This window comes from Sinorhizobium sp. M4_45 (assembly GCF_002885915.1).
GTDB classification, from domain to species: Bacteria; Pseudomonadota; Alphaproteobacteria; order Rhizobiales; family Rhizobiaceae; genus Sinorhizobium; species Sinorhizobium meliloti_A.
This window is the reverse complement of record NZ_NWVE01000017.1, coordinates 59,712-79,713: the sequence shown is the minus strand read 5'-3', so window position 1 is coordinate 79,713 and position 20,002 is coordinate 59,712. Positions and strand designations below refer to the sequence as shown.

Genomic DNA, 20,002 nt, shown 5'->3' with positions numbered 1-20,002 from the left:
GCCGAAGACCGACCATCAAATCCGCCCGGTAACTGTCCGGGACTTAGCGGAATCGCTGTCCGCGACTTAGCGGAATTGCTGTCCGGGACTTACTGAAATCGGTGTCCGGGACTTAACGAAACACGCAGCCTGTTTTTGGAGCGCATTCGTACAGTGGTCATGGGCCGTGGTACCTATGATTTTCTCGCCAAAGAGCAATCGCCATGGGCTTATGGGAATCAGCGCGTGATAGTCGTCACTTCTCAACCGCTTGACGATCCCAAGGGGACGCTCGAAGTTTGCAGTGATGTCGATGCATTGATCTCGGAACTTCGAGCGCTGGATGATGGCGATGTCTTGTTGCTAGGCGGCGGACAGTTGCAGATGGCCTTCATGGAACGCGGCGCGTTGGATGAGATCGAAGTCTATTTGATTCCAGAGATACTCGGTAGCGGGCAGCCGCTTTTCCCCCTCACGGGCTTCCAGGCGAGCCCCACTCTGATCAGCGCGGCCACGATCGGCAAAGGCTGCGTACGACTTCATTACCGAATGTGACGGGGATTATCTCATTGAGGCGCAGTTGAATGTGACCGCCGTATCCCTCAAGGAGCTGCTCGCAGGCACACTGCGCAGCAGGCAATTCTTGAGGCTGCGCGCGAGGGGTGGCGACAATGACCTCTTCCGCGAGGATTGCCGGCTGCCCTCTGTTCCCTCTGTTCGGGGTCTTTCCTGCAGCGCGAAAGCCCAGGAGCGGAGCTGGAATCAAACTGGCTACCGCCCCGAGCGAAATCTTCTATGTGGTCATGAGGCTCTATCTGCCCAGGGCGGAGACGGGCGGTGGGTGCCGCCGCCGATCGAAGCTCTTTCGTGATAAATAAAGATCAAGGGGATCGTCGAACAAGTGGTTCGCAAGGGTTGAGTTGCGGGGTCTGCCGGCTTGTCGCGAGCTTTCTCGCGACGGCCGAGATGCTCATTCGGTGCGCGACGATCTGATAAGCGCATGTCGCCCCCCCAGCACCTCGATCTCGGTAGCTTTCTAATCTTCCTTCGTTTCTACAAAGGGTCAAAATCGCATGCCGGTTCACACCCAGTCCAAAGCCCAACGCATACCTGCCTCGATCAGCGCCGCGGTAAGGCCGTGATGAACAGTTTCATCTGACCGGTGAACGCCACCTCATTTGATGCCAACCGCTCGAAGTACTGCATCGAGCTTGTTGCCGCTCTGGGCTTCGAAATCACCTCTGAGCGCCTTCAGCGCGTAGCGTTCCTGATTGATTTCCTCTGCTGTCCGGAAGCCCAGCCTGCGCAGGATCGGCAGAGGCGGACACCACCCCTGAACAGCGTGCTGGAAGAGGAAACCCGTCACGATCGCTGGCAGTGCCAGCCACCGACGATCCCCCGTGGCCGCCAGCATTGTTCCCGTGAATGCCAATGTGGAAGCGTTCGCCTCGAGGGTTCGCTCAATGTCCCACTCCCGGTCAAGTTCCGCCAGCCTAGTGTCGATCTCGTCTGGATGGGTTTCGTAGTAGGCGAGCCTCTCCTCCATTTGCAAGCGCAGAAGTCGGTTGATTTCGCCGGATGTCTGGGCGCTTACCCGGTTCGCTGTCGTGGCCATCGTTGTTTCTCCTCTCCCGCCGGGAAACCACAGGGCAAGCACAAAGTTCCCGGCCTGACCTTGAATGCTTATTAGTATACATTATATTATACCTTATATTGATTTGGAGCCCGGAGCCTGTCATGCCTATTACTGCAATATCAGACAAACTATCGGTCTCGCCGCAGCTAAGTGTCGAGGACATCCCGTCGCTGCGCGACAAGGGATTCAAGACACTGATCAACAACCGGCCGGACAACGAAGACACCTCTCAGCCGAACACGCAAGCGGAAAGGCAGGAAGCGAAACACTGCGGCCTGACCTACGCGTTCGTACCGGTGACGGCAGATACGATCACCGAGGCGGACGTGCGTGCTTTCCAGCGCGCGGTCGATGTTTCGGATGGGCCTGTTCTGGCGCATTGCCATACCGGCAAGCGTTCCTTAAACCTCTACCTCATTGGTGAAGTTCTTGACGGCCGGATGTCTGCCGATGAGGCCGTCGCGTTCGGACGAAGCCGCGGCTTCGACACTTCTTCCGCTGCAGCTTGGCTGGAGAGACATGCCGCGCACAGGCCGCAGGTGAAGGGCTTCTTCGACAAGCGCACCTGGAGCGTTCAGTACGTCGTCTCCGATCCGGAAACGAGCAAGTGCGCCATCATCGACCCGGTACTAGACTTCGACGAGAGGGCCGGCGCGACGGCGACCATCAATGCCGATGCCATTCTGGACTACGTCCGCGACAAAGGGCTGACCGTCGAGTGGATATTCGACACCCATCCCCATGCAGACCATTTCTCGGCGGCGCAGTACCTGAAGGAGAAAACCGGCGCGCAAACAGCTATCGGCGAGCGCGTCGTCGATGTCCAGAAGCTGTGGCAGAAAATTTATAACTGGCCGGGGCTTGCCACCGACGGCTCCCAATGGGACCGGCTGTTTGCCGATGGCGAGGACTTTAAGGTCGGTTCAATCGAAGCGAAGGTGCTGTTCTCACCGGGGCATACGCTTGCCTCGATCACATACGTCATCGGCGACGCGGCCTTCGTGCACGACACGCTCTTTTTGCCCGACAGCGGGACTGCGCGAGCCGATTTCCCCGGGGGCGATGCGCGCGTCCTATGGAATTCGATCCAGGAAATCCTGAAGCTTCCGGATGAGACGCGGATTTTCACGGGCCACGACTACCAGCCGGACGGTCGGGCACCTCGCTGGGAAAGCACGGTGGCCGAGCAGAAGAAGTCCAACCCGCATCTTGCCGGCGTGAGCGAGGAAGAATTTGTGGCGCTCAGAACGAAGCGTGACAAGACGCTGCCGATGCCCAAGCTCATCCTGCATGCCCTGCAGGTGAACATCTGCGGCGGACGCCTGCCGGAGCCGGAGGCCAACGGCAAGCGCTACCTCAAGTTTCCGCTCGATGCATTACAGGGAGCAGCATGGGAATGACGACCGACCTAAAGGCAATGATGAAGGCAGGGCTTTCCCCAGCCGAGATGGCGAGTCAGGCCGGAGAGGTGGCAAAGCTCCTGAAGACACTGTCGCATCCGGCCCGCCTGATGATCGTCTGTACGCTGGTGCAGGGCGAGTACTCGGTCGGTGAGCTTGAAGAGAAGGTCGACGTACACCAGCCGCATCTTTCGCAGCACCTGACCGTTTTGCGCGGCTCCGGGATCGTTCAGACCCGGCGGGACGGCAAGCAGATCTTCTACCGCCTGACCGGGGAGAAGGCCGCCCGACTGATTGCCGCCCTCTACGACATCTTCTGCGTGAAGGAGGACAAATGAGCACCGATCTCCCATCTTTGGCTGGCGGCATGCTGATAGGTGCATCGGCTGTCATGCTCCTGCTCCTTAACGGCCGAATTGCCGGCATCAGCGGGATCGTCGGGCGTCTTGTGCAAGGCATCGGCATGACCACCAATCTTGCCTTCGTGCTCGGGCTTCTGCTTGGGCCGCTTGCCTACCTGTTCATGTTTGGCGGTTGGCCGGCCTTGCAGATAACCGAGGGGTGGCCGCTGATCATCATTGCTGGATTGCTGGTCGGCTTCGGCTCGCGCATGGGATCGGGCTGCACCAGCGGCCACGGCGTGCTTGGCTTAGCCCGCATGTCGCCGCGCTCCATAGTGGCGGTCGCAATCTTACTTACGGCGGGCGTGGTTGCCGTCGCAGTCCTGCGAGGTCTCGGCCTATGAACCGGAATGTCTACCAGTTCGGAGCGGCTCTCGCCTCCGGTATAGTCTTCGGCTTCGGCCTGTCGCTCTCCGGCATGCTGAACCCGGCCCGCGTCCAGGGCTTCCTCGACATATTCGGCTCCTGGGACCCGAGCCTTGCCTTCGTCCTCGGCGGCGCGGTCGTCGTCGCCTTCATCGGCGTGCAGGTGATGAAGCTGATGCGTCATCCCGCCTTCGACGACAGCTTCCATGTGCCAACGAATCGGCGGGTCGACGCGCCGCTGGTGATCGGCTCGGCCCTGTTCGGCCTGGGCTGGGGGATCGGCGGCTTCTGTCCCGGGCCGGCGGTTGCCTCCTTGGCACTCGGCCTGCCTCAGAGCGTCGTTTTCGTCATCGCGATGTTGGTTGGCATGACCCTGCACGACCGCCTGTGGAGCAGACGGACGTGAGCACCTCCATCCTCGCGGCAGTCGGCTCCGGCGGGACCGTCGGCTTCATGCTCGGCCTGCTCGGCGGCGGCGGGTCTATCCTGGCGACGCCGCTGCTGCTCTACGTCGTCGGCGTGACGGAGCCGCATGTTGCCATCGGCACAGGTGCGCTTGCGGTTTCGGTGAACGCGTTTGCTAACTTCGCAAGCCACGCAATCAAGGGTCACGTCTGGTGGCGGTGCGCGGTGGTCTTCTCCGCCCTAGGTGTCCTCGGCGCCCTCGGCGGCTCCAGCCTCGGCAAGGCGATGGACGGAGACCGGCTGATATTTGTCTTCGGCATCCTGATGGTTGTCGTCGGCGTCCTGATGCTGAAGCCCAAGAAGCCCGTGTCGATCGAGTGCCGTCCCGTCGACCTCAGGATGTGTCTCTCGACAGCCGCCGTCGCGCTCTTCGCAGGCGCCGCTTCCGGCTTCTTCGGTATCGGCGGGGGCTTCCTAATCGTTCCCGGCCTTATGCTGGCGACGGGCATGCCGATGATCAACGCGATAGGCACCTCGCTCCTCTCCGTCGGTGCGTTCGGATTGGCGACTGCCCTGAACTATGCGAGTTCAGGCTTGGTGGACTGGTGGATTGCCGTCGAGTTCATCGGGGGTGGCATCGTAGGCGGCTTGCTCGGGATGCTACTTGCCACACGGCTCAACGCCCACAAGAACATCTTTGACCGCTTGTTCGCCGCGCTCGTCTTCGTAGTTGCCGCCTACATCCTGTACCAGAGCGCGCGGCAGGCCGGGGCACACCAAAGCATCCTCGATCCTCAAGTGGTCTTCGACGGTGCTCACGCCCCGAGTTGACCAGGCAGCCGTTCCGCCGCGACGCGTTCTCGCAGGCTCTGTAGCCGGCATCAGGATAACGGTACACGTAGTCGCGCAGCGCCGATGCGTTGCCGTGGATCATGCGGAATTGAACGGTGAGCGCCAGTTCGGACGGCGGAATCGATAATCGCCGCCGAGGTCTTGACGTGATACACTATAGCGAGCGCATAAACCGTGGGAGGTGGGAATGCGTGACCTTGCAACCGCACTTGCGGCTGTAATGCTCGCCGCTCAGAGCGCGGCAGCCGAGGAGCCTCTTGTATTCCATACTGCGCAGTTTGAGGACGCCACCGTCGTCAGTCTCGGACTCGTGAGCAACACGACGACGGAACGGCCGGGATATGATTACGACGTCGTCATCTCACTTTCGCAGACCAATTCCCGCAGCGGCGTGGTCTACAATGATCCAGGAAAGCACCGAGCTCTTGTAAAGTGCGGCGATCCGGCGAGGGTATCGGTCAGGGGTGTCGACTATTCGATACCGACGTCAGGCGCGGTTCAGCAAGATTGGAAAGCCGACCTCTGGCGTGCCGTCTGCGAGTCGCCCGTTTCGTAAGCCGGCGCATGCTCTGCAGCTCGGGGATTCAAAGCATCGAGCATATACCAGACATCGATGGGGAGCCTTCGCCCTTGCAGAGCCGCTGATCTCAAGGACATCCATGTGGCGTCCGGGACTGGCGCTTGCAGCCGCACGACGAGGTCGGACGAGATCCCAAGCGAAGAGCCGAGCGAATTCGCTAGGGTTTCCAGCCGCTGCGCCACGTAACCGCGTCGCCGATGACCGTGAACTCGCTGTGGCAACTGTTGTCGAGAACGCCGCCGACTACCGTGCCGTAATGCAGGCCAATGGCAGCATGGAGGGCCGAGTAGCCGTTCGACAGCTTTTGATTCCTCCAGTCGCTGAGCGCGTCGACCAGATCGAGCGCGCATGCGAGCGCGCGGTCCGCGTCGTTTCCCCCGGGCCGCGGTTGCCCGAATACCGCCATGACCCCGTCGCCGATGAACTTGTCGACCGTCCCGCCATGGTCGAAGATCGTCTGCGAAACGAGCTGACGATACTCGGCCAACACGAAGGCCAACTCGCGGGCGTGGCGGTTTCTGCGAAGCTGGTGAAATCGCGCAAATCGAGGAGCATGACCGCCGCATTGCGTCGCTCCAGACCGAGAGTCTCGCCTCGTTCCTGCAGTTCCGGGACGATCAGCGGCGAGAAGAACCGCGAGAGATTGTGCCGCCTCTGGTCCGCCCTGAGGGCTTCTTTGCGCGTCCGGTCGTGATCCCGCGCAAGCAGGTAGATCGCAAAGGCCGTTAAGCCGAAGCTGACCGTCAGGCCGAGGTCCTGGTTGAAGAAGGAAGCGAGTAGCGAAATGGCATCGGCGGTGTGGTGCCTGACCGCGGTGATCGCCAGCATGGGAGCGCCCAGGAACACATCGGGCCGTCGCCACCGCAGCGATGCTGATGGCCAGATAGCTGACGATGACGATTGAGTGGGTGCCTTCCGCCCCTTCATTGCCGCCGAGTAGAAAGTTCGAGACTAGGTGTCGCGAAGGCGACGAACCGCAAGATGATCGAGCGTAATTCCCTTGCGAAGTCCCACTGTGGGTGAAGCGAAGACGTCACGTCCTACCGCGTGAAGGTGGGAGATGCTTCTCCGGTTAACGGATGAAGCGAGGGGAAGGGACGCGGTCAATGCCGCGTCCCTTCGTTTCACTACTTGACCTGCGTCACGGTAAGCTTGCCGTTGACGCGCTCGGCGACGAACTCGACGTTCGCACCTTCCTTCAGCTTCTCCAGCATCGCGTCATCCTGGACGCGGAACACCATCGTCATGGCGGGCATTTCGAGGCTCTTCAATTCCTCGTGAATCAGCGTGACCTTCTTCGCCTTGGCATCGACCTTCTTGACGGTGGCTTTTGTGAACTCCTGTGCGAGAGCGCCGTAGGCTGTTCCGGCGGCGAGCGCAGTGGCGAGCGTGAGCTTGATGAGGCTGTTCATGTTGGACTCCTTTCGATGGTCACTTCTTGGCAACAGTGACGTCGCCGTGCATGCCGGCGTCGTAGTGGCCGGGGACGAGGCAGGCGATCTTGAACGTGCCGTCGTTCGTGAACCTCCAGACAATCTCGCCGGACTCCCCGGCGGCGAGACGGACGGCGTTCGGATCGTCGTGCTCCATGTCGGGGAATTTCTCCATCACCGCCTTGTGCTCCATGATCTTGTCCTCCTGGTCGAGCACGAACTCGTGGTCGAGCTCGCCCGCGTTCTTGATCGCGAAGCGGATGGTCTGGCCCTCGCGGACCTTGAACGTCGATGGCGTGAAGATCATCTTGCCGTCGTCCGTCTCCTTCATCGTGACCTGAATCGTTTGGGTGGCGTTTGCTTTCTTGCCCGGCTCGCCTACAGCCATGGCCTCGCCGTGCGCGCCTGCGTGATTGCCACCGGCGAGCGCCGGGGTGGCGAGCGCGGCGACGAGAAGTCCGAAGATTTGAGCTTTCATTGTGTGGTCCTTAGGTTGGTTGAACATCGGCATACTGGATCAGCCGTGGTTCTTGTGTTTAGGCGTGATCTGGGTCTTGGCGTCCTTGGCTTTGGTCGCGTCGGGGAGCTCGCCCGTCCACTCCCAGGCCTGAGTTCCGGGCGGGTTTTCGTACCAGCCGGGATCGGCGTAATCGCCCGCCGAGATGCCCTCGCGGACCTTGACGACGGAGAACATGCCGCCCATCTCGATCGGCCCGTGCGGACCCCAGCCGGTCATCATGGGTATGGTGTTTTCGGGGATTTCCATTTCCATCTCGCCCATGTCGGCCATGCCGGACGTGCCCATCGGCATGTACTCCGGGCGAATCTTCTTGATCTTCTCGGCGACCTTCGATTTGTCGACGCCGATGAAGGTCGGGATGTCGTGTCCCATGGCGTTCATCGTGTGGTGCGACTTGTGGCAGTGGATCGCCCAGTCGCCCGCGTATTTGGCGTCGAATTCGTAGGCGCGCATGGCGCCGACCGGAATGTCGATGCTGACCTCCGGCCAGCGCGCCTCCGGTCGGACCCAGCCGCCGTCGGTACATGTGACCTCGAAGTCGTAGCCGTGCATGTGGATCGGGTGGTTGGTCATGGTGAGATTGCCGACCCGCACGCGCACGCGGTCGTTCCTGGAAACGACGAGCGGGCTGATGCCCGGGAAGATGCGGCTGTTCCAGCACCACATATTGAAGTCGGTCATTTCCATGACACGCGGCACGTAGGAGCCCGGCTCGATGTCGTAGGCGTTGAGCAGGAACACGAAATCCCGGTCGACCGGCATGAATTTCGGGTCCTTGGGGTGGATCACGAAGAAGCCCATCATCCCCATCGCCATCTGCACCATCTCGTCGGAATGCGGGTGGTACATGAAGGTGCCCGACTTCACGAGATCGAACTCGTAGACGAAAGTCTTGCCGGGCGGAATGTGCGGCTGCGACAGCCCGCCGACCCCGTCCATGCCGGACGGCAGGATCATGCCGTGCCAGTGGATGGTCGTGTGTTCCGGCAGCGTGTTGGTGACGAAGATGCGGACCCGGTCGCCTTCGACCGCTTCGATCGTCGGGCCGGGAGACTGGCCGTTATAGCCCCAGAGATACGCGGTCATACCCTCGGCCATCTCGCGCTCGACCGGCTCGGCGACAAGGTGAAACTCCTTGACGCCGTTGTTCATCCGGTAGGGCAGGGTCCAGCCGTTAAGCGTGACTACGGGGTTGTAGTCGGGACCGGAGGTGGGCTTTAGCGGCGGCTGCGTCTCTGCCGTCTCCACAACGGCGGCTTCTGGCAGCCCCATATTCGACGTCTTCGCCCAGGCGGCGGTCGATACCAGGGCGGCGCTCGCGCCGAGTAACTGTCTTCTGTTGAACATGGCCTGTTCCTTTCTCAGTGGCCGCCACCACCGCCCTCGGCGGCAGCCGCAACTTCCGTCTCGCCGGCGGCCGCACCCACGCCGCCGCCGTAGATGGCGGGGGCGAGGTTGGCCTCGGCCAGCCAGAAGTCGCGCTTGGCGTTGACGGCAAGCAGAATCGAATTGACCTTCTCGCGGCTGTCGGCGAGCAGTTCGAAGGTGTTGGTGATCATCGCGTTGTAAGTGAGGAGGGATTCCTCCTCGATCTTGGTGCGCAGCGGCACGACGCTGTTGCGGTAGTGCCGGGCGATATCGTAGTTGGCGCGGTAGGCCTGATAGGCCGAGCGTGCTTCCGAGCGGACATTGACGGCCTTCTCGGCGAGAAGGTTCGCCGCCCGCATATAGGCGAGCTCGGCCTTGCGCATGCGTGCCTTGCCGCTGTCGAAGATCGGAATGACGAATTCGAGTTCCGCCTGTCCGGTCGTCTCGGTCTTGACCTCTCCGTCTTCGTTTTCCCGTTCCGTCTCAAAACCGGTGAGGAGTTCGAGGTCGGTGACGTAGCGGGTCGCTTCCGTCAGCCTGTAGGATTTCGCGGTCGCTTCAAGGTCGAGCTTCGCCATCTGGAGATCGACGCGGCGCTGCAATGCTTCCGCCTCGATCAGGTCGCGCTTCAATATTCCCTTCGGCAACTGCGGCAGGCGGTTTGGAACCTGATAGTCGATGCCTGAGCCCCAGAGGCCCATCAGCCGGGTCAATTCTTCCTTGGCGAGCCTCGCCTCCAGCCGCGCCTTTGCCGTCTGTCCTGCCAGTTCCGCATAGAATACATGCTCGCGGGCTTGGCCTTCTTTCGTGAGCGCGCCGCTTTTGCCAAGCTCCTGGGCAAGTTCTGAGGCGGCGTCTGCCGCCGCCTGCGCTTGGTTGAGCTGGGCTACCGTTTCCCAGGCAGCCACCGCATTGATCCAGGCGCGCCGTGTGTCCGAGGCAAGCTGCAGCGTCCGGAGCGCCGCATTCAACTGGGCCCTTCGGAATCCGGTGTCGGCGATGGCAATGTTCCGGTCTCGCGTGGCAAGCTCGAGAATATTATTGGCGATCATGCCCTCGACCGATTTGAATGCTTCTATTCTTGGCGTGCCGAGCCCGGTCAGTCCGACCGAGACCGTCGGGTTGACGAGCATCGTAGATTGCCAGGCAGCGGCGGCAGAATCCCCCAAGTCAGCATAGGCGGCCTGCAGCCCCTTGTTGTTGAGCAGCGCCACCTGAACTGCCGTCTCGACATCGATCGCTTTCTTCGCCATCAGCGACTTCACGCGGTCGGAGACAACACGTGCGTGCTGCTGGTTCTGTATCCAGACCGTCTGCTTTCCTACAGCCTCGGCCGTTTTGGCCTCGACCGAAGAGAAGCCGGCGTTCTTCGCTGCGTATTCGCTCGCGGACACGCAGCCGCCGAGCACAAGCGGCAGGGCGAGGGCCGCAGCCAGTTTGACAGGGGCTCTCATCATGACGCGTCTCCTTCCGGAGTCTGCGCGTCGTTCTGGTTGCGCCACGGCTGGGGATCGACCGGAACGCGGTGGCTGTATCCCGAAACCGGGCTCGTATATCTGACGGGGCGGACCTGCGCCTGGGAGGCGGCGAGGTCGCGCGTGGCAATGACGTCGGGAGGCAATGTGGATGCGCATCCGCTCGCGAAAAGCGGCAGGGCGGCCACGAAGAACAATGGTTTCATGGTTTTATCCGAATAGGAAATTGCAGCGGCGCACGAGAGCAAACCGGCTCGCGAACGCTCGTTAGACCCGCGAGAAGAACGGGTGCGGTGCTATTCAGATGTTCGGTGGTCGGTGCAGCAGCGGCAGCTCGCCCGTGGTCCGGGCGTCGTCGACGAACTCGCGGATGGTGGCGACGCGAAGTCCACCGACGGGATTGGATTCAGCGACAATCGCCATGCTGACGCAGAAGCCCTTGCAGCAGTCGGTCTTCACAAGCTTCTGGGAGTCGTCCCGGGAGGATTTCTGATCGGCGTGCGTATGTCCGCCGCCCGCCACATCGTGATGATGGTCGTCGGACTGGGCAATTTCAGGACTGGACCAAGCGCCGTGCATGGCGGCGGAGGCGGTCGGCAATGAGTACACCGTCAGCGACATGACAATCGCCAAGCGGAGCAGAACCAGCATCTTTCGCAATGTGATTCGAAACATACCCATGCCCGAGGACTACCATCGGTCCCGAAGTTGTCAATTGTCAGCCCGTATGAACACGCGATTCGCGTCCATTATATGGCACCGGCCTTACCGTCGATCGGATGCTGGTTAAAGGTGTAATGGTCCCAACGATGGGAAGGTCAAGCGAGAAAGCGACCGAACGCGGAACGAGGCGTCCGCCGGTCGCTACTTGTCTCGCCGCAGGGGGGCGCTTTGAAACGCTGTCGGCGAAGAGGTTTAGCGGCATGGCGACCGGAACAGCCTGCATTTAGCGCGAGTCATTCAGTCTCGCTCTGATCGCCTTCATCAGCTCGATTTCCTGACGCTGCCCTTCAGAGATTTGTTTGCACAAGTTGGTGAGTTCCTCGTCCGTGAGGTTCGCTTCGCGGCACATCAGAATTGCACCTGAATGGTGCGGGATCATCGAGGCGATGAACTGGTCGTCGTCGATCAACGCCTGGGCGCGCGTTCCCGCAAACGCCAGAACAAAGAGAGCGGCCAGGCCGAGGTGAATCGCCACGTTCAGTCGCCTGTTCCCATACATCCCACCCATCGTCGCCAGCATGATGATTCCCATCGGAGCAACCATCGTCAGCGCCATGTAGAACATGTTGAGGTTGTTCCGAAAATCGGACCAGCCTTCGATCATCGAAAACATCACGATATACATGACGGCCAGGCTGAGCGCCATGTTGACGGCGAACATAAGGTAATGGTGAGCTGTCGTGTCCGGGTGTTGCATTGAGTGTTGGTCTTGCTCTTTCATGATGACGCTCCGCTTCGTAGACAGTTGCAGCGTATGAACTTGGGGATGCTGGAGCAACCGGCGGTCCGGCCGTTCGTTCCATCAAAGCGGTACTGGGGTTGCGCCTCGGCAACCGAACCCAGCCTTAGTCGGTCTGGGGTCTCGTGCCTGTCGATCTACTTGCGCCGGGAATCCGCGTCCGGTGCGTAGTGGGGGAACTTTCATGTGGAAGGCTGGTTTGAGGACGGAAGGAATTGCACCCCATGCGTGCTTTCAGGGCAGTCTCCCGAGTGATTGGAATTGCGGTGCTAAGCCAAACCGTTCTTGCTCGTGCGGGCGATCTATCCGCCGCCAAAGCTCCCGCTCTCCTGAACCAAACAGCCTTCCAACCAAATAGGAGAACTCAATGAACACCCTGCTCAAGCTTGCGGTCGCAGCGGCGGCCGTCCCGACCATAGTTTTCGCGACCATGGAATCTACCTTGGCCCAGATGGCAATGCCGGACGCATGCAAATCCGAGGCCTCGGCGAGTGGAGACATGCAAACGGCCGGCAGCGGCATGCCGACGGGCCAGATGGCCGAACACCAAAAGGCGATGATGGAAGGCATGCGGGAAACTGAACCAGCCATGATGCAGGGCATGATGGCGAAGGACCCGGACGTCGCCTTCGTCTGCGGCATGATCGCCCACCACACGGCCGCTATCAACATGTCCGAGGTCGAGCTGAAATACGGCGACGATCAGGAGGCGAAGTCGATGGCCGAGAAGATCATCGAAGCACAGAAGAAGGAAATCGAGGAGATGACCAACTGGGCCAAGGAGCACGCCAACTGACGGAAACTTGCCGGACCTCTGCGCATTTCAGCGCGATTGCCGGCAACGCGTATGATGGATATTGAACTATATCGACGGGAAAGAAAGCTGAGCCGCAAGAAACTTTCGAGACGAACCGTCGTGGTTCTGAACGCCCGCTGGCAGGGGCCGGAGGAATGTGCGCCAGTCGGTGGCTCGCCGGACGTCAATTCGGTTTGCTCTGGAAATGATATTGATGGCGAGCATCTTTGGAGCAGTATTCCTGCTTTGGCATCTCGTGCAGTGAAGCCTTGACGAGATCGCCAGTAGTGACCATCTGCGCAGCGTAAAAACGTTGCCCAAACGGAACTTCGGCAGAAGAATGTTGATTAACGCCAGCGGACCAAAAGCGGCGTTGGCGTTACTCGCCGTAGGCGCTTTCGCCACGTTGATGCCCGCTGTGGCACAGACCGTCGAGACGGACAACGTCAGGCAGAGACAGAATGGAATGAAGGCGATGGCGGCGGCAAGCCAAGACCATCGACGGCATGTTCAAAGGATCGTTGGCCTACGACGCGAACGCGTTCAAGGCTGCCGCCGAAACGATCGGGTCCCATTCCGGGGAAAGGCTGTCGTCGCTCTTTGACAGGTCGACCGGCGCACCCGGGTCGAAGGCGAGCGCCAATGTCGAATCCGAACGCCCGAAGTTCGACAAGCCGGGCGCCGACTTAGCGTCTATGCCTCCGCGCTCGCGGCGGCGGCAGAGCGCAATCCGGATGTTCTCAGCCCTCAGATACGCATGCAGGCTGGAGACGCGATGATGGGCGGACCGCTTGCCAGGAAAGCGAAGACGAGCCGGGATGTCTGGTCAATGCCCGCCGAGCATGCGTTCCATCTCATGCTTCAGACCTGTAAGTCCTGCCATGCCCAGTTTCGAGTACGGACCGAGTAGGTCGGCAGAAGTGCCGGTCAAAACGCAATCGAACCCAGGAAAGCCGCGCAGAACAAGCGTTTTGCCCCTTGAGTTCTCTCATTGGAGGCATCGTCATGGACGGTCACCTGCTGGCGGCATTTCGCTGTTGGGCGACATGTGACGGCCTGGGCCGTGGGGACCGCCGACATCGAAGACGACGATCCTCGCCGCCAGCAATATCAGCGCAGCTGCAATGAAGCCGGAGGCCTTTAACCATCGCGGCATCCCCGGATAGTCGTTTCCCTCCGCCGTTTCTTTGTCTCCGCCATCCTAGCATCCGGTTGCGTGCCCGCGTTCTATCGGGAGTTCTGCAACACCTCGAAGTTTACGTGACAGAGCGCCCAGACCGAAACGAGCATTAACTCTCGGGCTCTTGCCATCGGTCACCTTGGCGATCTCTTCGATAATCGGGCATTCCGGCCGATCGTCCCCATGGCAGTGGTTGGCGAGGTGCTTCGGCGTCTTCGTCATTTCCTCGATCGCCGCAATCTTGCTCTCCAGTTCGGCAATGTGTTCCAGAGCCACCGCTCTGACGTCCGCGCTGTTCCTGGACCGGTCGCCCCAAAGCGCAAGCAGTTCCTTGATCTGCTTGACCGAGAAGCCGAGATCGCGGGCGCGGCGCACGAACTGCAGCGTATGGACGTCTTGGTCGCCGTAGACTCGGTAGCTGGAGACGGTCCGAAGAGCAGGGCGGGTCAGCCCGATCTGTTCGTAGTAGCGGATCATTTTCGACGAGACGTCGCCCTGGAAAGTTCTCCGATGTTCATGTGTTCATCCTTCCAATGCGGGCCTCCGGCGAAGCCGGACCTTTGAGACTCTCAGGCGGGGTTGACGGATCGAAGCCGCAGGGCGTTGCCAAGAACGAAAACGCTCGACATCGCCATCGCGGCGGCCGCGAGGATCGGCGAGAGCAGCGTGCCGTTCAGCGGGTAGAGAACGCCCGCGGCGACCGGAACCAGGCTGACGTTGTAGGCGAACGCCCAGAACAGGTTCTGCTTGATGTTGCGGATTGTCGCCTTGCTGAGCGCGATCGCCTTCGGCACACCGATCAAGTCGCCGGACATCAGAACCACGTCGGCGCTCTCGATTGCGATATCGGTGCCAGTGCCGACGGCGATGCCGACGTCGGCTTCAGTCAGCGCGGGCGCATCGTTGATCCCGTCGCCGATGAATGCGACGTTGCGTCCGCCCTCGCGCAGCCTCTTCACCGCGTCAACCTTGCCATCCGGCAGGACTTCGGCAACGGCTTCGTCGATGCCAAGTTGCTTGGCAATGGCCTCGGCTGTGCGGCGGTTGTCTCCGGTGATCATCGCGACCTTGAGGCCGAGGTCATGCAGAGCCTTGATGGCTTGCGGCGTCGTGTCCTTGATCGGATCGGAGACCGCGATGATCGCCGCGAGCCGCCCGTCGATGGCCGTATAGAGCGGTGACTTCCCGCTCTTGCCAAGGCGTTCGGCCTCCGTGGCAAACGGGCTCACATCAATCCCGATCCCGCTGAACGCACGATCCGCGCCAACCAGTACGGGCAGGCCGGATACGGTTCCGCGAACACCAAGACCGGGTGTTGCTTCGAACTCTGTCGCAGGAACCAAGGCGATGCCCCTGGACTTTGCCGCCGACACGATTGCTTCCGCGATAGGATGCTCCGAAAAAGCTTCAAGGCTGGCGACGAAGGACAACACCTCGTCGGCTTTGAATCCATCGGCCGGAACGATGTCGGTTAGCTCGGGACGTCCTTTCGTCAGGGTTCCGGTCTTGTCGAGCGCGATCACATCGGCCTCTCGCAAGCTTTGCAGCGCCTCGCCCTTGCGGAAGAGGATGCCGAGCTCGGCAGCGCGTCCGGTGCCGACCATGATCGAGGTCGGGGTCGCGAGACCCATGGCGCAGGGGCAGGCGATTATCAAAACCGCGACGGCGTTGACGAGCGCGAAAGTCAGCGCGGGCGAGGGACCGAAGACGTACCAGGCGGCGAAGGTCAGGATGGCGGCCAGGATGACGGCGGGGACGAACCAGCCGGTCACCTTGTCGACCAGCGCCTGGATTGGCAGTTTCGAACCCTGTGCCGCCTCGACCATCTTGATGATCTGTGCAAGCAGGGTATCGCCGCCGACCTTGGTTGCCCTGAACGTGAACGAGCCGTTCTTGTTGATCGTGCCGCCGACGACCTCGCTTCCGGCAGCCTTCTGGACCGGCACAGGCTCGCCGGTGATCATGGATACGTCGACATAGGAGCTGCCGTCGAGAACCGTGCCGTCGACCGGAACCTTCTCGCCGGGTCTGATCCTGATGACGTCGCCGACCACGACATCGCTGATCTGGATTTCAACGAACTCGTCGCCATGCGCGACGAAAGCGGTCTTCGGCTGCAAACCCAGAAGCCGCTTGATCGCCTGGCTGGTGCGGCCCTTGGCGCGGGCTTCTAGGAAACGGCCGAGTAGGATCAGCGTGACGATGACCGCGGCCGCCTCGTAGTACACGTTTGCCGTCCCGGAGGGCAGAAGGCCCGATGCGAATGTCGCGACGACGGAGTAGCCCCAGGCGGCGGTGGTGCCAAGCACGACAAGGGAATTCATGTCCGGCGTCCAGCGCAGCAGGTTCGGAACGCCCTTCCGGAAAAACCGCAGGCCGGGTCCGAACAGGACAGCGGTAGCGAGCGCGAACTGGATATAGAGATTATGGCGCATGCCGATATTCTCCATGATCCATTCGTGTACGCCGGGCAGAAAGTGGGAGCCCATTTCGACGAGAAAGAGGGGCAGCGTCAGCAAGGCCGAGAAGATCACCAGGGCCTTGAGCTTGCGGATTTCCAGTTCCCGGCGATCCTCCGGCTCAGCAGTTGCGCCGGAAGCCTTCGCCTTTCTAACGTCGTATCCCGCGTGTCTGACGGCGGCTTCGAGCGCGGCGACATCCACGCCCGAAACGAACCGGACGGTGGCCTTCTCGGTCGCCAGGTTGACGGAGGCGTCGGTGACACCGGCTACTGTGCTCAACGCCTTCTCTACCCGGGACACACAGGAGGCGCAGGTCATGCCTTCGATGCCGAACTCCTGAGTGATGACCTTGGCTTCGTAGCCCGCCTTCTCGATGGCAAGAAGAATACCGTTCGTGTCCGGCGCTCCGGTGAATTCCACGGTTGCCCGCTCGGTGGCCAGATTGACGGTCGCGGAGGCGACGCCGGGCACTGCCGAGATGGCCTTCTCCACCCGGCGCACGCAGGAGGCGCAGGTCATTCCTTCGATGCCGAAGTCGGTGGAGGCGGGGACGGCAGTGGACTTCTCGATCTGTGTGAATGCAGTCATCTGAGCAATTCCGATTACAACTGCACTATCAGATAATCCTTCCAACAATGGTAAGGTCAAGGGGCAAGTGAGCTTTGCTGCCGGGCTTCATCGACGACGATGATCCCCCTGCGGGACCAGGTGCCGACGGCCGGACAGTTCGCGATAGAGCGCTTCGGGAGATACGCCGATTTCCTCGGCCAGCCTGCGCCATTCACCCCTGGACGGAAGCTGCCCGTCGTTCCACGTCAGCCAAGCCTCAAGCCTGGCTCCCACCGTGCGCAACGACAAGATTTCGGCTCGTTTCCGGGCGCTCTGAAGCTCGTGCGATAGATGCCGTGACCAAGCCGGGCAAAGGCAGGTTCGTTGTACAGCAGGTCACGGACGACACCGATAGGGACAGCAAGAATGTCCGTCTGCGTCGCCGCCACGGCATCGCAGTGATAATGATCCGAAAACACGGAGGCCTCCGCTATAATCGTAGGGCTCGCTGAACGCTGTAAGACGGCACGGCTTCCGTCCACGTGATAGCGCAGGAGGTTCACGCACCCCTCCGTTGCGAGAAACAGCGCATGAACGGGGTCGCCTCGATGAAAGAGGTGCTCATTCTTTTCGAGCGACTTTTTTGCGACCGCTTTCGGCTGGAGATTGACGAGAATTTGATCCGACATGATACCTATCATGTCCAGGACGACCAACGTTTGGCAAGCTCGAGGCCTCGAACTTGTGAACGGTGACTCATGAAAAAGCTGATCCCTGTGCTCGCAGTTTTGCTGTTTCCGATTACCGCCGCTGCGGAGGGCAAACACGTTCATTCTTCGCCCTATGCCGGACAGGAGCATCGCGACGTAAAAAGCCTATCGGCGGACGACATCGCCGCGCTGGAGACTGGAGAAGGTTGGGGCTTGGCGAAGGCAGCCGAGCTGAACGGAATGCCCGGGCCTTCACATGTGTTGGCAATGAAGACCGAGCTTCATCTGACTGGCGAACAGGAGGATAGAACGCGGAGCATTTTCCAGAGAATGCGCACCGAAGCCGTTGCGGAGGGCAAGAGCTTGGTGGCCGGGGAACAGGCGCTCGAGATCGCTTTCCCCGAGCGCTCTATAGACCATGGTGGGTTGCGCGAACATCTCCGGCGCATGGAGGCGAGCAGCGCCAACCTCCGTTACATCCATCTGGCAGCACACCTGGAGATGCTGAAGGTTCTGAGCGCAAGCCAGATCGACCGCTACAACGAGTTGCGCGGATATACTCGATAGAACAAGGCTGTCAGAGCCATTCCTTGCTTTCCAACTTTGTTGACCAAGAACACGCGCCATTGGGACGGCGCGTGTTTGCGATCGTCGCTGAATTCAGGCGACGTGGCTGCAGCAAGACTTCGCGAACGAAGCCTTGTAGCCAGCGTCTTCGATTGCGGCGACGAATGCTTCCGAGGCGGCCTGGGAGTCAATTGAAGCGGTCTTCGCCTCGAGATTGACCGCCACCTCTGCGTTGGGATCAACGGATTTGACGGCTTTTTCCACCGCGCTTACGCAGTGTCCGCAGGTCATTTCGGGTATATTCAGATGATGCATCGAGGTCTCCTCGTGGGTTTTGACACGATCCAATGTGGCGTTTCCAACGATGGTAAGGTCAATAGCCCGGTACAAAAAATAGCCTGCCGACAGCGCAACCAGCAAAAAAGAGCCGTGGACCGCAAGCCCCGCATCAGCGGCGCGCCCGGAGCCATCGGTCCGGTCGAGGACTTGAGAAAGCTTATTGAATTGCCGATTTCTCTTTTTGAGACAGCGCATTCCGATGATCGCAGGGAGGCGATGAATTTCGGATGGCTCGGGCGAGCACTGTATCGATCGTCTCGCGTCGACCCAATGTAAAATGCCGCTTGGTCGCTCGAGAGCAAACGGAGGCATTGCGGCCACCGCCTCGCGCCTATAGGTTTTCAGCCCATCGTTCATCGCTGAATTCTGGAGATCAAATCATGGCGAACGGCACGGTCAAATTCTTCAACAACGCGAAGGGGTTCGGCTTCATCACGCCCGAGAATGGTGGAAGCGACGTGTTCGTCCATATTTCCGCAGTGCAGGGTGGCGCTCTGAGCGACGGCCAGCGCGTCAGCTACGACTTGGGTCAGGATCGCAAGACCGGCAAATCCAAGGCAGAAAACGTCCGCGTGCTTTAACACAATCTCCGAGCGCCAGGAGGAGCAGGCATGAGCGACCGTGTCACGCGAAGGCTCCTCGAAGGCTGGTTCTCGAGGACCGGGCCAGTGGCGAAGCGCTTCTGGGCGGCCCGCATATCACTTTGCATGCTGGAATTACTCAACCGTCGGCCACTGAACAGCGCCTGTCCCCGCGTCTTTTGAGACGCGCAAAAGCCGCTTTAACACTTCGAATCCCTCAGCGAGAGTCCCTCGTGATGAAATCGTAATCAATGTAGCGGCGGACCAGCTTCAGCGAGCGGTCCGGGTGCGTGAAGAACTGTGCGGCACGATGCTGCCGACCGGCGCCTTGGTCAGCTTCGTGCGCGGCTGGCCGCCACAGGTGATGCTGCCGGGGATCGGCTCGAGTTCGGGCAACGCCGACGGGCGGGAGGTGCATGTGCCGAGCAGAAGGGCGGCAAAGACGGCGGGCAACGCACGTTTCATGGCGCTTCTCTCAATCCCAAGCATTGAGGACGCGAAGAAATTCCGCAGATTTCCTCAACCCTACCGGTCGGTCACAAGGTCGTAGTCGATGCGGCGGCTTATCAGCAGCAGGGAACGGTCGGGCTCGATGACGTAGGTCTCGGAGACCTGACGTCCGAACTTATCGCGGAACCGATGCGGCACAATGCTGCCGACCGGCGCCTTAGTCAGCTTCGTGCGCGGTTGGCCGCCATAGGTGATGCTGCCCGGAATGGGTTCCAGGTTGCGCGAGTAGCCGACCGAGGGTGGATCGGTGGAAGTGCAGGCGGCGAGTAGGAGACTCGCACAAATGGCGGTTAAGGCGGTCTTCATGGCGGCGTTATCCTTGGCTCCGACGATTGTGCTCTAGCCGTTGCTCGAAGCCCGCTGGTTGCGCATCATATTCCTTCTTCACCAACGGTCAAAGGAATTACGCGTATTGGTTGAGTTTCTGGTGA

22 protein-coding genes and 5 pseudogenes are annotated in these 20,002 nt (G+C 60.7%); 12 read left to right on the top strand and 15 right to left on the bottom strand.

Translation table 11 applies throughout. The features are described 5' to 3' along the window. Positions 1-129 precede the first annotated feature (129 nt). Positions 130-534 (top strand): annotated as a pseudogene (locus tag CN933_RS30565) (dihydrofolate reductase family protein); the annotation flags it as partial. Positions 535-1,153: 619 nt separating this feature from the next. Here the strand turns inward: CN933_RS30565 and CN933_RS30560 are convergent. Further along, positions 1,154-1,594 carry a hypothetical protein gene (locus CN933_RS30560; protein ID WP_102763374.1) on the bottom strand — a complete coding sequence of 147 codons (441 nt, stop codon included), beginning with the start codon at positions 1,592-1,594 and terminating at the stop codon, positions 1,154-1,156. Between the two features lie 122 nt (positions 1,595-1,716). On the opposite strand from CN933_RS30560, the gene blh reads away from it, so the two are divergent. The 6 genes from blh (at position 1,717) to CN933_RS30530 (ending at position 5,595) form a co-directional block, all read left to right on the top strand. Continuing rightward, positions 1,717-3,015: a bifunctional sulfur transferase/dioxygenase Blh gene (gene blh, locus CN933_RS30555; protein ID WP_102763373.1), complete on the top strand. Its 1,299-nt coding sequence runs from the start codon at positions 1,717-1,719 to the stop codon at positions 3,013-3,015. Continuing rightward, on the top strand, positions 3,006-3,353 hold the full coding sequence (gene bigR, locus CN933_RS30550) for a sulfite-sensing transcriptional repressor BigR (RefSeq protein ID WP_102763372.1): 348 nt from the start codon (positions 3,006-3,008) through the stop codon (positions 3,351-3,353). The genes blh and bigR overlap by 10 nt, the downstream gene beginning before the upstream one ends. Beyond that, positions 3,350-3,760 carry a YeeE/YedE family protein gene (locus CN933_RS30545; protein ID WP_102763371.1) on the top strand — a complete coding sequence of 137 codons (411 nt, stop codon included), beginning with the start codon at positions 3,350-3,352 and terminating at the stop codon, positions 3,758-3,760. Before bigR ends, CN933_RS30545 begins: the two co-directional genes overlap by 4 nt. After that, positions 3,757-4,188: a YeeE/YedE family protein gene (locus CN933_RS30540; RefSeq protein WP_102763370.1), complete on the top strand. Its 432-nt coding sequence runs from the start codon at positions 3,757-3,759 to the stop codon at positions 4,186-4,188. The genes CN933_RS30545 and CN933_RS30540 overlap by 4 nt, the downstream gene beginning before the upstream one ends. Then, positions 4,170-5,018 (top strand): sulfite exporter TauE/SafE family protein, encoded by an 849-nt coding sequence (locus tag CN933_RS30535; RefSeq protein WP_245425233.1) that lies wholly within the window; start codon positions 4,170-4,172, stop codon positions 5,016-5,018. The genes CN933_RS30540 and CN933_RS30535 overlap by 19 nt, the downstream gene beginning before the upstream one ends. A 208-nt stretch (positions 5,019-5,226) precedes the next feature. Then, positions 5,227-5,595 carry a hypothetical protein gene (locus CN933_RS30530; protein ID WP_102763368.1) on the top strand — a complete coding sequence of 123 codons (369 nt, stop codon included), beginning with the start codon at positions 5,227-5,229 and terminating at the stop codon, positions 5,593-5,595. On the opposite strand, the pseudogene CN933_RS30525 reads toward CN933_RS30530, so the two are convergent. The 8 genes and pseudogenes from CN933_RS30525 to CN933_RS30490 form a co-directional block, all read right to left on the bottom strand. Then, positions 5,538-6,656 (bottom strand): annotated as a pseudogene (locus tag CN933_RS30525) (adenylate/guanylate cyclase domain-containing protein). The gene CN933_RS30530 and the pseudogene CN933_RS30525 overlap by 58 nt on opposite strands. A gap of 90 nt (positions 6,657-6,746) precedes the next feature. Beyond that, positions 6,747-7,031 (bottom strand): copper-binding protein, encoded by a 285-nt coding sequence (locus CN933_RS30520; protein WP_102763367.1) that lies wholly within the window; start codon positions 7,029-7,031, stop codon positions 6,747-6,749. A gap of 19 nt (positions 7,032-7,050) precedes the next feature. Continuing rightward, positions 7,051-7,530, bottom strand: a complete 480-nt coding sequence (locus CN933_RS30515) for a cupredoxin domain-containing protein (RefSeq protein WP_102763366.1) — start codon at positions 7,528-7,530, stop codon at positions 7,051-7,053. A 39-nt stretch (positions 7,531-7,569) separates the two neighbouring features. After that, positions 7,570-8,919 (bottom strand): multicopper oxidase family protein, encoded by a 1,350-nt coding sequence (locus CN933_RS30510; protein WP_102763365.1) that lies wholly within the window; start codon positions 8,917-8,919, stop codon positions 7,570-7,572. Between the two features lie 14 nt (positions 8,920-8,933). Then, positions 8,934-10,397 (bottom strand): TolC family protein, encoded by a 1,464-nt coding sequence (locus CN933_RS30505; RefSeq protein WP_102763364.1) that lies wholly within the window; start codon positions 10,395-10,397, stop codon positions 8,934-8,936. Beyond that, positions 10,394-10,621 (bottom strand): hypothetical protein, encoded by a 228-nt coding sequence (locus CN933_RS30500; RefSeq protein ID WP_102763363.1) that lies wholly within the window; start codon positions 10,619-10,621, stop codon positions 10,394-10,396. The genes CN933_RS30505 and CN933_RS30500 overlap by 4 nt, the downstream gene beginning before the upstream one ends. 94 nt (positions 10,622-10,715) lie before the next feature. Further along, on the bottom strand, positions 10,716-11,096 hold the full coding sequence (locus CN933_RS31690) for a hypothetical protein (protein WP_102763362.1): 381 nt from the start codon (positions 11,094-11,096) through the stop codon (positions 10,716-10,718). A gap of 265 nt (positions 11,097-11,361) precedes the next feature. Further along, positions 11,362-11,859 (bottom strand): DUF305 domain-containing protein, encoded by a 498-nt coding sequence (locus CN933_RS30490; RefSeq protein WP_102763361.1) that lies wholly within the window; start codon positions 11,857-11,859, stop codon positions 11,362-11,364. Between the two features lie 385 nt (positions 11,860-12,244). Here CN933_RS30490 and CN933_RS30485 point away from each other — a divergent pair, with 385 nt between their 5' ends. From CN933_RS30485 to CN933_RS30480, 3 genes and pseudogenes are all read left to right on the top strand, one after another. Beyond that, positions 12,245-12,673: a DUF305 domain-containing protein gene (locus CN933_RS30485; protein ID WP_102763360.1), complete on the top strand. Its 429-nt coding sequence runs from the start codon at positions 12,245-12,247 to the stop codon at positions 12,671-12,673. A 51-nt stretch (positions 12,674-12,724) separates the two neighbouring features. Then, positions 12,725-12,946 (top strand): hypothetical protein, encoded by a 222-nt coding sequence (locus CN933_RS31390; RefSeq protein WP_146032694.1) that lies wholly within the window; start codon positions 12,725-12,727, stop codon positions 12,944-12,946. 70 nt (positions 12,947-13,016) lie between these two features. Next, positions 13,017-13,583 (top strand): annotated as a pseudogene (locus tag CN933_RS30480) (cytochrome c). 291 nt (positions 13,584-13,874) lie between these two features. Here the strand turns inward: CN933_RS30480 and cueR are convergent. The 3 genes and pseudogenes from cueR to CN933_RS30460 form a co-directional block, all read right to left on the bottom strand. After that, a pseudogene (cueR, locus tag CN933_RS30470) lies at positions 13,875-14,371 on the bottom strand (Cu(I)-responsive transcriptional regulator). Between the two features lie 51 nt (positions 14,372-14,422). Continuing rightward, positions 14,423-16,903: a heavy metal translocating P-type ATPase gene (locus CN933_RS30465; RefSeq protein ID WP_102763357.1), complete on the bottom strand. Its 2,481-nt coding sequence runs from the start codon at positions 16,901-16,903 to the stop codon at positions 14,423-14,425. A gap of 227 nt (positions 16,904-17,130) precedes the next feature. After that, positions 17,131-17,565, bottom strand: a complete 435-nt coding sequence (locus CN933_RS30460) for a cyclic nucleotide-binding domain-containing protein (protein ID WP_348627628.1) — start codon at positions 17,563-17,565, stop codon at positions 17,131-17,133. 57 nt (positions 17,566-17,622) lie between these two features. On the opposite strand from CN933_RS30460, the gene CN933_RS30455 reads away from it, so the two are divergent. After that, positions 17,623-18,141, top strand: coding sequence for a hypothetical protein (locus CN933_RS30455; RefSeq protein WP_102763356.1), 519 nt, complete (start codon positions 17,623-17,625; stop codon positions 18,139-18,141). Positions 18,142-18,234: 93 nt separating this feature from the next. Here the strand turns inward: CN933_RS30455 and CN933_RS30450 are convergent, their stop codons facing one another. After that, positions 18,235-18,456 carry a heavy-metal-associated domain-containing protein gene (locus CN933_RS30450; RefSeq protein WP_102763355.1) on the bottom strand — a complete coding sequence of 74 codons (222 nt, stop codon included), beginning with the start codon at positions 18,454-18,456 and terminating at the stop codon, positions 18,235-18,237. Between the two features lie 404 nt (positions 18,457-18,860). On the opposite strand from CN933_RS30450, the gene CN933_RS30440 reads away from it, so the two are divergent. Beyond that, positions 18,861-19,061 carry a cold-shock protein gene (locus CN933_RS30440; RefSeq protein ID WP_102763354.1) on the top strand — a complete coding sequence of 67 codons (201 nt, stop codon included), beginning with the start codon at positions 18,861-18,863 and terminating at the stop codon, positions 19,059-19,061. Between the two features lie 217 nt (positions 19,062-19,278). Here the strand turns inward: CN933_RS30440 and CN933_RS30435 are convergent. Both CN933_RS30435 and CN933_RS30430 read right to left on the bottom strand, forming a co-directional pair. Continuing rightward, positions 19,279-19,526 (bottom strand): annotated as a pseudogene (locus CN933_RS30435) (hypothetical protein). Positions 19,527-19,586: 60 nt separating this feature from the next. Then, complete coding sequence (locus CN933_RS30430) at positions 19,587-19,877, bottom strand: putative periplasmic lipoprotein (RefSeq protein ID WP_102763353.1); 291 nt, start codon at positions 19,875-19,877, stop codon at positions 19,587-19,589. Between the last annotated feature and the right edge of the window lie 125 nt (positions 19,878-20,002).